This is a genomic window from Halorubrum sp. SP9, assembly GCF_005435015.1.
Lineage (GTDB): Archaea > Halobacteriota > Halobacteria > Halobacteriales > Haloferacaceae > Halorubrum > Halorubrum sodomense.
Genome location: NZ_SGXU01000034.1, coordinates 1 through 12,152 on the forward strand (window position 1 = coordinate 1; position 12,152 = coordinate 12,152).

16 protein-coding genes are annotated in these 12,152 nt (G+C 67.2%); 6 read left to right on the plus strand and 10 right to left on the minus strand.

Features of this window, described 5'->3' with window-relative positions; translation table 11 throughout:
* Positions 1-189: 189 nt before the first annotated feature.
* Together EXE45_RS13920 and EXE45_RS13925 are read right to left on the minus strand one after the other, a co-directional pair.
* Positions 190-525: a rhodanese-like domain-containing protein gene (locus tag EXE45_RS13920; RefSeq protein WP_137694688.1), complete on the minus strand. Its 336-nt coding sequence runs from the start codon at positions 523-525 to the stop codon at positions 190-192.
* Positions 526-527: 2 nt separating this feature from the next.
* The gene (locus EXE45_RS13925) at positions 528-827 is read right to left on the minus strand and encodes a sulfurtransferase TusA family protein (RefSeq protein WP_092923519.1); all 300 of its coding nucleotides are present in this window, start codon (positions 825-827) and stop codon (positions 528-530) included.
* 150 nt (positions 828-977) lie between these two features.
* Between EXE45_RS13925 and EXE45_RS13930 the strand changes: the two genes are divergently transcribed.
* The gene (locus EXE45_RS13930; RefSeq protein WP_137694689.1) at positions 978-1,997 is read left to right on the plus strand and encodes a PLP-dependent cysteine synthase family protein; all 1,020 of its coding nucleotides are present in this window, start codon (positions 978-980) and stop codon (positions 1,995-1,997) included.
* A gap of 33 nt (positions 1,998-2,030) precedes the next feature.
* Here the strand turns inward: EXE45_RS13930 and EXE45_RS13935 are convergent, their stop codons facing one another.
* Complete coding sequence (locus tag EXE45_RS13935; RefSeq protein ID WP_137694690.1) at positions 2,031-2,294, minus strand: MoaD/ThiS family protein; 264 nt, start codon at positions 2,292-2,294, stop codon at positions 2,031-2,033.
* A 272-nt stretch (positions 2,295-2,566) separates the two neighbouring features.
* Here EXE45_RS13935 and EXE45_RS13940 point away from each other — a divergent pair, with 272 nt between their 5' ends.
* Complete coding sequence (locus tag EXE45_RS13940) at positions 2,567-3,424, plus strand: molybdopterin-synthase adenylyltransferase MoeB (protein ID WP_092923510.1); 858 nt, start codon at positions 2,567-2,569, stop codon at positions 3,422-3,424.
* Positions 3,425-3,939: 515 nt separating this feature from the next.
* Here the strand turns inward: EXE45_RS13940 and EXE45_RS13945 are convergent.
* Positions 3,940-4,368, minus strand: a complete 429-nt coding sequence (locus EXE45_RS13945; protein ID WP_092923507.1) for a desampylase — start codon at positions 4,366-4,368, stop codon at positions 3,940-3,942.
* Positions 4,369-4,443: 75 nt separating this feature from the next.
* On the opposite strand from EXE45_RS13945, the gene EXE45_RS19685 reads away from it, so the two are divergent.
* Entirely contained in the window at positions 4,444-4,629 is a 186-nt protein-coding gene (locus EXE45_RS19685; protein ID WP_206750472.1) for a hypothetical protein, read from the plus strand.
* A 302-nt stretch (positions 4,630-4,931) separates the two neighbouring features.
* Here the strand turns inward: EXE45_RS19685 and EXE45_RS13955 are convergent, their stop codons facing one another.
* The 4 genes from EXE45_RS13955 to EXE45_RS13970 all read right to left on the minus strand — a co-directional run bounded on the left by EXE45_RS13955 (position 4,932) and on the right by EXE45_RS13970 (position 7,209).
* Positions 4,932-5,843: a sulfite exporter TauE/SafE family protein gene (locus EXE45_RS13955; protein WP_137694691.1), complete on the minus strand. Its 912-nt coding sequence runs from the start codon at positions 5,841-5,843 to the stop codon at positions 4,932-4,934.
* Between the two features lie 3 nt (positions 5,844-5,846).
* Positions 5,847-6,128, minus strand: a complete 282-nt coding sequence (locus EXE45_RS13960; RefSeq protein ID WP_137694692.1) for a hypothetical protein — start codon at positions 6,126-6,128, stop codon at positions 5,847-5,849.
* A 3-nt stretch (positions 6,129-6,131) separates the two neighbouring features.
* Positions 6,132-6,563, minus strand: coding sequence for a hypothetical protein (locus EXE45_RS13965; RefSeq protein WP_167603411.1), 432 nt, complete (start codon positions 6,561-6,563; stop codon positions 6,132-6,134).
* Positions 6,564-6,693: 130 nt separating this feature from the next.
* A complete protein-coding gene (locus tag EXE45_RS13970) occupies positions 6,694-7,209 on the minus strand; it encodes a redoxin domain-containing protein (protein ID WP_137694693.1) in 516 nt (171 codons plus the stop codon).
* A 179-nt stretch (positions 7,210-7,388) separates the two neighbouring features.
* On the opposite strand from EXE45_RS13970, the gene EXE45_RS13975 reads away from it, so the two are divergent.
* Complete coding sequence (locus EXE45_RS13975) at positions 7,389-8,174, plus strand: TSUP family transporter (RefSeq protein ID WP_137694694.1); 786 nt, start codon at positions 7,389-7,391, stop codon at positions 8,172-8,174.
* A gap of 38 nt (positions 8,175-8,212) precedes the next feature.
* Here the strand turns inward: EXE45_RS13975 and EXE45_RS13980 are convergent, their stop codons facing one another.
* Together EXE45_RS13980 and EXE45_RS13985 are read right to left on the minus strand one after the other, a co-directional pair.
* Positions 8,213-9,751, minus strand: a complete 1,539-nt coding sequence (locus EXE45_RS13980; RefSeq protein ID WP_137694695.1) for a histidine kinase — start codon at positions 9,749-9,751, stop codon at positions 8,213-8,215.
* A gap of 155 nt (positions 9,752-9,906) precedes the next feature.
* Positions 9,907-10,530, minus strand: coding sequence for a cysteine hydrolase family protein (locus EXE45_RS13985; protein ID WP_137694696.1), 624 nt, complete (start codon positions 10,528-10,530; stop codon positions 9,907-9,909).
* A gap of 148 nt (positions 10,531-10,678) precedes the next feature.
* Here EXE45_RS13985 and EXE45_RS13990 point away from each other — a divergent pair, with 148 nt between their 5' ends.
* Positions 10,679-11,038 carry a helix-turn-helix domain-containing protein gene (locus tag EXE45_RS13990; protein WP_137694697.1) on the plus strand — a complete coding sequence of 120 codons (360 nt, stop codon included), beginning with the start codon at positions 10,679-10,681 and terminating at the stop codon, positions 11,036-11,038.
* Between the two features lie 20 nt (positions 11,039-11,058).
* Positions 11,059-12,009, plus strand: a complete 951-nt coding sequence (locus tag EXE45_RS13995; protein WP_092923855.1) for a DUF3179 domain-containing (seleno)protein — start codon at positions 11,059-11,061, stop codon at positions 12,007-12,009.
* Positions 12,010-12,152 lie beyond the last annotated feature (143 nt).

Here is a 12,152-nt window from a genome sequence, read left to right on the forward strand (position 1 = left end):
AGCCTCGTCGGCCTCCCTCCGCTTCGCTCCGGTCGGCCGACTCCCTCGCGCGTGCGACTTCGCGCCCTGTGGGCGCTCGTCGGCACGCGCCACCGCCCCGCCGTATCCAGTATTATATAAAAATCGGCATTACGTGCCCGAGAAATCACTCCGAGGCGAGGGGAACTGCGAGGAAATCTGACCGTCCGCTCAGGCGTCCGCCGACCCGCCGGTCTCTAACTCGAACGTCCACTCCTGGTAGCCGCCGGCCATGCTCGCGACGACCACGTCGTCCTCGACGCCCTCGTAGCTGCTGATCAGCATCGCGGCCTGCTTCGAGGACTCGCCGACGGGGCAGGCGCAGACGACGTCGGTGTCGTCCCAGTCGATGTCGGGGACCCGAGAGGGGAGGTCGCCGAGCGGGACGTTGATCGAGCCGGGAATGTGGCCCTGCTCGTACTCGGACGCCGGCCGCGTGTCGATGACGCGGATGTCGCCCTGCTGGACGCGCTCGTTGACTTCCTCGGGGGTGAGCTCCTCGACCATGGTTACTCCTTCCGCATGAAGATGCGGTAGCGGCCGTTACCGGACTTCCACACCTTGGCGGTCGCGTCCTCGCCGACCGCCTTCGGGACGTTCTCCGTGCTGGGCACGTGGTCCGTCTCCTGAACGAGCACGTCGCCGGGCGAGAGCCCCGCGATCGCCTTCTTCGCCTCGACCTGCGGGTAGGGACAGACCTCGCCGGTCATGTCCTGTACCTCGGTCGCGTCCTCGAAGAGCGCCTCGGCGGTCTCGTCGTCGAGCTCGTCGGGCATCTCGACGACGTCGTCCCACGATAGTTCACTCATGGCCACCCGTACGTCTCCCGTCGTGGAACAGCTTTCGTGACCGGCAGGTTTCTCCCGTATCACGGACGGGCGTCTGCCGCGCACGACCGCGACGTGGCCCGAAACCGCCGTTTTCGTCGGACTCTTATTCGGGAGCGGCGAACGGGAGGTATGACCGGACACGCCGTCGACGAGTCGACGATCTTCGAGACGCCGCTCGTCGAACTCGACCTCGACCTGGAGAGCGACGCGGCGGTGTACGCGAAGGCCGAGTGGTTCAACCTCTACGAGGCGCCCCACGGCGGCGGGTCGATCAAATCGCGGATCGCGAAGGGGATGCTCGACGGCGCGGAGGAGCGCGGGGACCTCGAACCCGGCGTCACCGTGATCGAGCCGACCTCGGGGAACACCGGCAGCGAGGTCGCCCGCCTCGCGGCCGCACGCGGCTACGACGTGGAGATCGTCATGCCCGACAACGCCGCCGGCGGGAAGGTCGAGGCCGTCCGCGACGCCGGCGCCGAGATCCACTTCGTCGACGCCGACCTCGGGTACGACGCCGTCATCGAGCGCTGCGAGGAGATCGTCGCCGCGGACCCCGACGCTTACTACCGGCCGAACCAGTACGAGAACCCGGACAACCCCGGGACCCACGAGCGGACGACCGCGCGCGAGATATACGAGGCCACGGACGGCGGGGTGACCCACTTCGTCGCCGGCGCCGGGACGGGCGGCACGATCACCGGAACGGGCCGGGGGCTGACCGACCTGAGCGACGGGGCCGTCGAGATCGTCGGGTTCGAGCCGGAGGAGCCGCTCCACGCCATCGACGGGCTGAAATACCTCCGCACGGGCGACCACTACCACCCGGAGACGTACGACGAGTCGGTGCTCGACCGGAAGCTGTACGTCACGACCGACGACGCCTACGAGCGGGCCCGGGCGCTCCGCGAGCGGTACGCCGACGAGCCCGTCCCGATCGCGGACGCCGGGCAGTACGACCCGGAGACGATGCGCGAGCACCTCCGCGTCGGCGGGCAGTTCGTCGTGGGGACCTCGGCCGGCGCGGGCGCGGCCGCCGTCGCGGCCCTCGACGAGGCTGGCGACCTCGCGGACGACGACGCGGTCGTGTTCATGCTGTGCGACCGCGGCGACAAGTACGCGGACATCCCGCTGTGGGAAGAGTACCTATAAGCGCCGGAGAAGAGCCGAGAAGCGTCGACCGCGTTACCGCCCGCCGCTCGCCGCGGGGATGACCCGCACCTGCGCGTCGTCCGGGACTTCGGCGTCGAGTCCGTCCACCGGTGTCCCGTCCACGTAGACGTTGATGAACTCCTTGATCTCGCCGTCCTCGATCACGCTGTCGCGCAGCTCGTCGCCGTGTTCCGCGGCGTGGTTGTCGAACAGTTCCGCCACCGTCTCGCCGGCGACCTCGACTTTCGAAGTCGCCGACCCGCCGACCAGCGCGGCCGGGAGTTTGATCGTGGCCATACCCTCCCTTCGACGCTCGTCCTCAAAAGGGGCGTGTCGACGGCAACGTCGACCACGGTCTGACACGGTCGCCGGCGGCGTCGGAATGGATTCCCGCGTGTCCGGCCGACGGGTACCCTCTCGACGGCGATGACACCGGCAGGTACGGGAGTTCCGCCGCGGCGACGAGGCGTCACGCGCCGCCCGTGCGTCCGCGACGCACCTCCGAGATGGCGGCAGCACCCACCGGTGGACGGCCGGCTTAACCGTCCGCGGACGTTACGTGCGGCCGAATGAGTGACCTCGACCTCGATCCGACGCAGCTCGACCGCTACTCCAGACACATCATCCTCGACGACGTGGGGCCGGAGGGGCAGAAGGACCTGCTGGACGCGGAGGTGCTGGTCCTCGGCGCCGGCGGGCTCGGCGCGCCGATCATCCAGTACCTCGCCGCCGCCGGCGTCGGCACGCTCGGGATCGCGGACGACGACGAGGTCGAGCTGTCGAACCTCCAGCGACAGGTGATCCACGGCGACGACGACGTGGGCCGGAAGAAGGTCGACTCGGCCGCGGAGTTCGTCGCCGACCTCAACCCCGACGTCGACGTCCGGAAACACGAGATGCGGGTGACACCCGACAACATCGAGGAGCTGATCGACGGGTACGACTTCGTCGTCGACGGCACCGATAACTTCGAGACGCGCTACCTCGTCAACGACGCCTGTACCCTCGCCGGGATCCCCTTCTCGCACGGGTCCATCTTCCGGTTCGAGGGCCAGGTGACGACGTTCGCGGGCGACGACGACTCGCCGTGTTACCGCTGCCTGTTCCCCGAGGCGCCGCCGGCCGGGATGGTCCCGAACTGCGCGACCGCCGGCGTGCTCGGCGTGCTCCCGGGCACCGTCGGCTGCCTCCAGGCGACCGAGACGGTCAAACACATCATGGGCAAAGGCGAGACCCTCGACGGCTCGATGCTGTTCTTCGACGCGCTCGACATGGAGTTCGACAAGGTCGAGATCCCCAAGCAGGACGACTGCCCGGTGTGCGGCGACGACCCCGCCATCGACTCCGTCCACGACGTGGAGTACACCGCCTCCTGTGCGATCGACGTCGGCGGCGACGCCGAACCGGAAATCGAAGCGAGCGACTGAGGCCCGACACTCGGAGCGGTTCCACTTTTCAATTCGACCGCTGACCGCGGTGCGTCGGTGCGTATTTAAAAATGCGCGAGCCGGCGATGGTAATTTATAAACAGGCGATGCGGTGGCGCGTGCCTGCGAGCGGCCGGAGCGAAGCGGAGGCCGCGAGTCAGCACGCGCGAGGTCGTCGGGCTTCGCCCGACTGCCAGAGGGACCTTCGGTCCCTCGCTGGAGTCAGTCGCCGGAGCGAAGCGGAGGTGACTGACAGGGCGAGAGCGAAGCTCTCGCTTGCAGCCGGACGTAGTCCGGCGACGAGGCTGGGGAGGTGTGAGGTGCTGTGCGGGGCGGGACTCAAAGGGGCAGCTGCGAGGGCGAAGCCCACCGACGTAAGCACCACAGCGAGTGAGCGGAGCGAACGAGCGAGGAGCGCAACGAGGTGCGCGAGTCCTCGCGGCTGGGGCTTTGGAGGTGGTCACCACCGATCCGGAGTCGATGATTTACAAATAGACCTATCACTCGACCCCGTCCTATCGCTCGCTCCGGACCGACACCGTCTCCTGTTCGAACGCGTCCGCGTCGTCGCGCCAGCGCCACGACCCGACGAACGGGTAGCCGTCGAGCGCGCAGATGACGTACGAGCGGTCGGGCCACGTCGCCCGCGCGGCGTCCGTCTCGCTCGGGTGGGTCGGGCCGGTCGGGTGCGAGTGGTAGAAGCCGACCACGTCGAGGCCGGCCTCCTCGACGGTCTCGATCAGCTCGAACTGCTCTTCGGGGTCGATCAGGTACCGGATCTCGGGTGTCTCCGCCACGTTCTCGGCCGCGTACGTCTCCGTCACGACGCTCGGGTCACCGTCGTCGCCGTGTTCGCCGGCGAGCACGCCGCAGATCTCCGCTTCGCCGCCCTCGTACGCCCGGTACACGACCTCGTCGTACGCCGCCCGCGTGAGTTCGATCATGTCGGGAGATGGCGCGACGCCGTCATAAGTCCGTCCGGACCGGCAACGGGCACGGCGCGTCGGAGGTAACGGCAGTTGTCGGGGGTGCGATCCGACACGGACGACCGCGTCCACGTCAAGCACGCCTCGACGACGGAGGCGATCCGGGACTTGGGCTGCGCGCCAGCCGACTCGGACGAGGCGGTAAGGGACTTGGTCGCGAAGACAGGCGAGCCGATAGCCGTCGTTCGGGCGAACATCGAAGAAGACGGTCGAAAGTAACGGGCACCGCCGCGCCGATCGTCCGGGTTAGAACGTGATGATCTCGTAGTCGTCGACGACCGGGCGGCCGTCGAGCGTCCCCCCGACGAGCGCGGGATCGAGACGCTCCCCACGAACGGGCTCGATTTCCGCGACCCGTGGGAAACAGGCTACAGATAGTCGCGTACGAGGAGGTTCAGTTCACGAAAGCCGACCACGTTCGCGGGGGATGGGGCTGTCCGACCTCGGGAAGTCGCCGGCCGCACTCGCGGAACTCGCCGAGAAGGGGATGGCGCCCGAGGAGCGACGCGCCGAACGTACTCTCAAACGCCGAACGTCGTCACGAGGACGATCGCCCCGACGATCCCGAAGACGACGCCGAGCCCGCGCTCCATGAGCCCGCTTGGGACGTGCTTGCCGACGCGGGCGCCTATCGTTCCGCCGACGATTACGCCGGGAATCGACCAGACCACCACGTACCAGACCGGCGTCGCGGCCAGCGCGTGGACGGCGGCCCCGGCGACCGCGGCGATCGCGAGCACGAACACCGACGTGGCGACGGCGACTCGCGGCGGCATCCGACACCGCGCCACGAGCTGGGTCGTCACGATCTCGGGGAGACCGGCGCTGATCAACCCAGTGATCGCCCCGCCGAGCGCCGCGAGGGCGACGCCCGGCGGGCGCCAGCACGTCGGGTAGACGAACCGGCCGCCGTCGCTGGCGTTGACAACGGTGGTACCGCACTCCGCGTTCTTCTTTTCGAGGAACTCGCCTTCGCGCTCGCCGGGTTCGGTCTCCTCGGGGGAGTCGGAGTACAACAGGAACCCGCCGAGCACGAACAGCCCGACGCCGAACCCGCCGCGCAACAGCGTGTCGGGGACGTAATGGGCCGCGAACGAGCCGATCACGATCGCCGGCAGCGCGCCGACCAACAGCCACTTCGCAGTCGCGTAGTCGACGACGCCCTGCTTGACGTACGACCGGAGACCGTTCCCCATCCCGAACACTTCAGTCATCAGGCCCGCGCCGACCGCCTGCGCGGGACCGAGCCCGACGGCCAACAGGAAGAACGGGCTGAAGAAGAGCGCGCCCGAGACGCCGGCTGCGATGGCGACCATCGAGAACAGTATCGACGCGGGGAACACCCACCAGTGATCGAGGATTCGATCGAGCGACACCGTCGAGAGCAGCGGCAGCGGGTCGGCCCCGGTCGCTAGTGCGAGTGCGCCTGACATTGCTTACTCCGGATGGTGAGCGCCGTGTCCGACCCACAGCAACAGCAGATGCGTCGCGATCGCGAGCGGGAGCCAGCCGACCGGTAGCGCCGCCGCGACGGGATCGACGGCCCCGATGACGTACGCCGTCGGAAACGCGATCGCCGTCCAGAACGCGGCGCGTCGAACGGTCGCTTCTATTCCGCGACCGACCGCCGATCCGGCCGCCGCGGTACAGCTGCGGACCGGGCGGTCGTCGCGCAGGCATCCCGGGCGAGGACCGTCCGCGTTCGTGTTCGTGCCCACGTCTTACACCGGGAGTAGCGCGATTCCCGCGCCCAGTACGACGCCGTAGACGACGTGGAAGAAGCCGAACGCAGCCATCGTCTTCGGGTCGGGTTCCATTGCGAGGACGATTCGCATCCAGAACATCATTCCGCCGACCATCAGGACGAGCCCGAAGGCGAGCCCCCACAGGACGCTCCCGACGAGGGCTCCGGTGCCGACAGCGAGCCCGAGTGCGGTCGCACCGACCGCGAAGGCGGCCCCCGCGCCGACCCCGTACAGCATGTGGAGCAGCATGCCCTGTTTCATGTACGCCTCGGGCCCCTCGTCGCCGACGTACTTCGCCCAGAGGGCAGCAGTCGGCGGCGGCGAGTCGTCTCCCATCGTCATCATGAACATCGTCATGACGACGGTCGCGATCAGTCCAGCGATCAGTCCGGTGAGTATGCTTACCATGATGTGTAATACGCGCCGGCGAGCCGACGCAGGTTACCTCTAGTAACCCAGATGCGAGACTATCGGATAAAGACGCGCGAACGGACGGGTAACCGAGTTACTGGTCGGTAATGGCTGTCAGCAGTTGCGCTCACAGGTACGACTTCCCGTCCGGCAGTTCGCACTCGTCACCGTGACACCGCGCGGCGTGTTCGACGGCTTCAAGATCCGGTTCGTCGTCGGTCTCCTCGCTTCGCCACGCGTACTGGACGGTGCGGTCCGGATCGACCACGAAGACCGCCGAACGCGCGACCCCGCGGTGGTCGTCGATCGCGTCGGCGCGCACGCCGTACGCCTCGGCGACACGGCCGTCGCTGTCTGAGAGCAGCGGGAAGTCGATGCGATGCTGTTCGGCGAACGCACGGTGACTGTAGACGGTGTCGGTGGAGATCCCGAGGACGACGGTGTTCTCCAGCAGCGACAGCGCCTCGCTGTCCCGCAGCGTACACATCTGGCTGGTACACACCGGGTGGAAGTCGAACGGGTAAAACACCACCACGACCGCCCACCCGTTATCGGCGTACTCGGCGAGGCCATGCGTGTCGATCCGTCCGCCGCCCGCACCCGGGAGTTCGAACGTCGGCGCCGTCTGTCCGGTTTGGAGCATATTTAAATAACGACAGCCGATGGGTATGAGCCTCGGCCGATCGTGTGATGTGATCGCACACACCTCAATACGCGTCCGAGAGCCCGAGCGCCGCCGTCGGAACACGGCCGACCTCGCGCCTGTGTCATGGCACTACACAGTCAGCGGTTATTTATGAATAACCGCGTCATCTCAGGCGTATGACGCTCGCGCTCTCGGTCGAACTGGCGGCAACGATCGCCGTCGTGGTCGGGGTCGCGGGCGCCGTCAACGGGGTCGCAGGGTTCGGATTCGCCGTCGTTGGGACCATGGTACTCGCCGCGACACTCGATCCCGCGACCGCCGTCACGTTCATGATCATTCCGATGTTCGCCGTGAATGTCGCACTCGTGGGCGACCTCACCCGCGAGGAGCTGCGAACGTGTGGAACCCGATTCGCGCCGCTGCTCGTCGCCGCGCTGGTCGGCACTCTCCTCGGGATGGCACTCCTCAACCGGCTCCCGGAAGCCCCGCTTCGGATCCTGCTCGGGTTCGTCTCGCTCGGCTTCGTCGCGACGAATCAGCACGCCGTCCCGTTACCGTCTCTCCCTGTCGTGAGCGAGCGGGAGCTCGCCGACACGCCGCTCGTCATGGCGATCGTCGGCGTCGTCTCCGGCGTCCTGTTCGGCGCGACGAACGTCGGAGTCCAGCTCGTCGCGTTCGTGCGGAGCTTCGACCTCTCACACGGGCTGTTCGTCGGGGTCGTCGCGCTCGTGTTCGTCGGCATCAACGGCCTCCGAGTCGGCGCTGCTGGAGCGCTCGGACTGTACCCGGATCTCGGTCTCGTCCTCGCGTCGGTCGCCGCCGCGGTCCCCGCCGTCGCGGGGGTCGCGGTCGGAAAACGCCTCCGCGAGCGCGTGAGCGAACGCCTCCGGCGCGGGGTCGTCCTCGGACTGTTGACGGTCATCGGTGTCCGGCTGATCCTCGGCGGCGCGGGGATCGCCTGAGAGGCGCTCCGACTTCCGGCGGAGGCGACTCGGAGCACTCAGTTACGCAGGGCGGCCAGCGTCCGGTCCCGGACCGCTTGCCGGTCGGGAAGCGGCGGAAGCGTCGCCGAGAGCGCGCCGACGAGTCCGCCCCAGAGGAGGTGACCGACAAGAGAGGCCGGGCTGAGGTTCGGGAGCGGGGTCGCGATCCCCACGACGTTCAACCAGAGGCTCATAACCACCCCTGCCATGACGAACCACAGGAAGAGCCCGTACCCGACCCCCGCGGCGACGCTGGCTCCGAGGGATTCACCGAGCAGCCTGCCGGGCACCTCGGAGCGGACCACGGTGAACACGGTCGCGAACACGGCGCTGTGGAACAGGTGCGCGACCCACCCTACCGACGAGACGGACGCCCCGTACAGCGCGCCGATCACCGGCAGCGTTCCGGTGGTCGCCTGAAAGAACGCGCCCATCGCGACGCCGGCCGCCAGCCCGATGCCGAGCGTCCGCCACAGCGTCCCGCTCGCGAGTCCCGGCGTGTCGCCGGCCGTGCCGGTTCGACCGGTCCGCGGGAGCCGCACCCGGAGGCTCGTCGCTTCGCCGGTGTCGTCGACGCCGATATCTCCGCCGTATCTCGCGACAAGAAGCCGGAGGACCGGGACACCGTAGTCCACGTCGTTCCGCTCCTGTTCGGGAATCCCCTCGACGAGCACGTCGCGCTCGCGAGCGCTGAGCCACGCTCCGGGGGCCGTGACGGACAGTTCGACGTATCGGTCCCCGACGTCGACGGCGAGGGGATCGGCGCCGGTGTCCGCCCAGTCAGGGAGTGCGACGAGTTCGTCGAGCAGCCGGTCAACGTATCGGTCCGCTCTGATCGTCACCGACGGAACCGCCACCGCCGACGCGTCTCGATCGGTGCGCTCCGCATGCCTCCGGATCGCTTCGTCGAGCCGTATCGGCTCTAGCCCGCTGCCGCCGTCGACGGTGCCGACCGTGAGAAAGCGCGTCTCGTCTACCGCCCGTTCGATCCGCGCGATCGCGTCGGTGATCGCCGTCTTGCTCCGATCGGCGGTCCCTTCGCGCTTCTCGAACAGGATCTCCGAGTGGCCCCGGAGGATCGTGACGGAGTTGCGGACCTCGTGTCTGAGGATCCGATTGAGGAGCCGCGCCTGCTCGATCTGCCGGTCGACCGTGGCCTGCCGTCGGTCCGTCTCCGCGCTGCGGACCCCGACGAGCAGTCCCGCGCCGCCGCCGACGATCCCGACGGCGGCAGCTGTGGCGGTGGCGTCTCCCGACGACGACGCGATCAGCAACGGTCCGAGCACGAGTCCGACCGCAGCGGCGCCGCCGAGGAACCAGCCGAGGACGGTCCGGGTGTACGTCCGGTCTCGGGCGCTGACGGTGAGGTTGATCCCGTACAGGACGACGCCGAATCCGACCGCTAACACCAGTACCGCGCTCATCTCCATCGCGAACCCCCGCTCTGTCACCAACAGGTCGGCGACCGTCCCCCGCGTCAGCGCGAACGCGACGACCGCTATCACGACGCCCTCGAATTTAAATGCGAGACGGTCGTTCGGAGACGGCCGGTCCATACGTTCGATTACTGTCCGTTTGTAAAGAGTTGTACTGGTTGTGTGACTCGACCGCGCTACCTCGTGAGGAGTCGCATCTGTCTGATGTCTGTCGACCACCGACGACTAACGTGTGGAAAGACGCCGCGTAGCCGAGTTCTCTTACGACGCTGCCCCTACTCCGCCGCCGCCAGCCGCTCGACCACGTCGTCGGTCTCGGCGGTCTCGTGGGCGATGAACCCGTAGTTCGTGAGCGCCGCCTGAAGCGCCTCCTCGCCGGCGGCCGCCGTGGCGTCGGTCACGGTCAGCACCTCGAAACCGTTCTCGACGGCGTCGCGCAGGTGTGACTCCACGCAGAGATTCGCACTCATCCCTGCGAGCACGATCGTATCAATGCCGCGCTGCCGGAGCTGGATCTGCGCGTCGTTGCTCCAGAACCCGGAGAGCTGCTTGTGTGGCGAGAGGACGAACGTGTTGTCGTCCGGTTTGAGTTCCGGGACAAAGTTGGCGCCGTCGCCGGCGACGTCGAACATTCGCGTGTCGAACATGATCTGATCGATGGTGTTCAGGTGTTCCCAGCTCTCGTACTCGGCCTCCTCGTACTCGTGCGGCGAGTAGAATACGGGCACGTCGCCCTCGCGGGCGGCATCGCGGAGTCGTCGGATCTTGTCGACGACGGCGTTCTCTTCGACGGTCTCGCCGACCTTGTCCCACACCACGCTCTCCGGTTTCAGGAAGTCGATTTGCGGGTCGGTGATCAGGACGGCCGTGCTGTCGGCATCAATTTCGAGTTCGCTCATGGTTACTTACAGTAACTTAGTATGGATAGGTAATTGAAAAGCTCACGCGAACGGACGGGTAACCGGGTAACCGATTGGTATCCTTGGTTTCGTTTCCTCATCTGGTTACCAAACGTACCTTTATTTTCGTGGCGACCGTGGACCCGGTATGAGTACCGATTCCGAACCGTTAGAGGTGTGGTGTGCGGGCAGCGAGTGGTGTCCGATCACGACGACCGCGACGCTGATCGGTAAGAAGTGGCATCCCGTCGTCATTCACCGACTCTTGGAGAATGGACCGCTGGGATTCAACGCGCTCAAAGAGGAGGTAGACGGGATCTCAGGGAAGGTCCAGTCGGACGTCCTCGAAGACCTCGAGGAACACGGGTTCATCGACCGGACCGTCGTCAGCGAGAAGCCGTTCCGCGTGGAGTATTCTCTGACGGACCGCGGGCGGTCGCTCGAACCCGTGATCATCGCCATGCGCGACTGGGGGCGAGAACACCTCACCGCTCCGGAAGACCAGTGAACGACTCGAACGAGTCAGTTATGAACGTGATTTCAGTCCTTCCGAAGGACGCGATCCCGAGCATCGACGACCCGACCTTCGGCGACGAGTACTTCGGTGAGCCCGACGACGAGGTACTCGTCGTCGAGCCGGGCGACAAGGGGGCGCCCGCCCGCGCCTACCCGATTCGGATCCTCAACTACCACGAGGTCATCAACGACGCCGTCGAGACCGCCGACGGCGACGCCGATCCGATCGCCGTCACCTGGTGCCCGATCTGCGGGAGCGGCGTCGTCTACGACGCGGCCGTCGACGGCCGCCGGCTCACCTTCGGCGTCTCGGGGAAGCTGGCCGACGACGACCTCGTGCTGTACGACCGCGAGACCGACTCCGAGTGGAAGCAGTCCACCGGCGAGTGTATCGCGGGCGAACTTGCCGGCGATCGACTCCGCGTTCGGCCGGGGCCGATGACGACGTACGCGGCCTTCCGCGAGGCGCATCCGGACGGGGTCGTACTCCAACCGGAGTCTGAGGGATCGGCCGCCGCGAACGGGTATGACACCTCCGGATACGAGACGTACGAAGAGCGCGAGGCGTTCGGCCTCCGCGGGATGCGTGGCGAGGGCCCGGAGCGCGAATGGAATCGGGATGACCTCGACCCGAAGACGGTCGTTCTCGGCGTGACGCCGGCCGACGGCGGCGCGCTTGGCTTTCCGCGTCCGATCGTTGAGGCGGCCGGCGGCGTCGTGGAGGCAACGGTGGGTGAAGCTGCTGTCGTTGTCCTTGCGACCGACGACGGCCTCCACGCCTTCGAGCAGCCGGAATTCGAACTCCGACTTGAAGACGGCTCGGTCAGCGGTGATGGCGTGACGTGGGCACTCACAACGGGCGAAAGTAACGACGGTCGCCGGCTCCGGCGCGTCGAAACCCGCCGTCTCTACGCGTTTGCGTGGCAGGACGACCATGGACCGCGTTCGTTCTACTCGTTGTGAGCGTATCGCGATGCGTAATCGTCGGACTGTCGCGGGTGGCGCATTTACACGCCATATGTAATATCGGTTAAATCGTAGTTTTTGATAGAGGAATCAGGGGCACACGCTTCCCTCCTCTCCCCCATGACCAATAATCCACCCTC

What these genes read in the sequence shown, in the direction of transcription:
- EXE45_RS13985 (WP_137694696.1), bottom strand. Translation starts at nt 10,530, where the DNA reads ATGAGCGAACTCGAAATTGATGCCGACAGCACGGCCGTCCTGATCACC.
- EXE45_RS13975 (WP_137694694.1), top strand. Translation starts at nt 7,389, where the DNA reads ATGACGCTCGCGCTCTCGGTCGAACTGGCGGCAACGATCGCCGTCGTG.
- EXE45_RS13945 (WP_092923507.1), bottom strand. Translation starts at nt 4,368, where the DNA reads ATGATCGAACTCACGCGGGCGGCGTACGACGAGGTCGTGTACCGGGCG.
- EXE45_RS13995 (WP_092923855.1), top strand. Translation starts at nt 11,059, where the DNA reads ATGAACGTGATTTCAGTCCTTCCGAAGGACGCGATCCCGAGCATCGAC.
- EXE45_RS13930 (WP_137694689.1), top strand. Translation starts at nt 978, where the DNA reads ATGACCGGACACGCCGTCGACGAGTCGACGATCTTCGAGACGCCGCTC.
- EXE45_RS13920 (WP_137694688.1), bottom strand. Translation starts at nt 525, where the DNA reads ATGGTCGAGGAGCTCACCCCCGAGGAAGTCAACGAGCGCGTCCAGCAG.
- EXE45_RS13990 (WP_137694697.1), top strand. Translation starts at nt 10,679, where the DNA reads ATGAGTACCGATTCCGAACCGTTAGAGGTGTGGTGTGCGGGCAGCGAG.
- EXE45_RS13980 (WP_137694695.1), bottom strand. Translation starts at nt 9,751, where the DNA reads ATGGACCGGCCGTCTCCGAACGACCGTCTCGCATTTAAATTCGAGGGC.
- EXE45_RS13940 (WP_092923510.1), top strand. Translation starts at nt 2,567, where the DNA reads ATGAGTGACCTCGACCTCGATCCGACGCAGCTCGACCGCTACTCCAGA.
- EXE45_RS13965 (WP_167603411.1), bottom strand. Translation starts at nt 6,563, where the DNA reads ATGGTAAGCATACTCACCGGACTGATCGCTGGACTGATCGCGACCGTC.
- EXE45_RS13935 (WP_137694690.1), bottom strand. Translation starts at nt 2,294, where the DNA reads ATGGCCACGATCAAACTCCCGGCCGCGCTGGTCGGCGGGTCGGCGACT.
- EXE45_RS13955 (WP_137694691.1), bottom strand. Translation starts at nt 5,843, where the DNA reads ATGTCAGGCGCACTCGCACTAGCGACCGGGGCCGACCCGCTGCCGCTG.
- EXE45_RS13970 (WP_137694693.1), bottom strand. Translation starts at nt 7,209, where the DNA reads ATGCTCCAAACCGGACAGACGGCGCCGACGTTCGAACTCCCGGGTGCG.
- EXE45_RS13925 (WP_092923519.1), bottom strand. Translation starts at nt 827, where the DNA reads ATGAGTGAACTATCGTGGGACGACGTCGTCGAGATGCCCGACGAGCTC.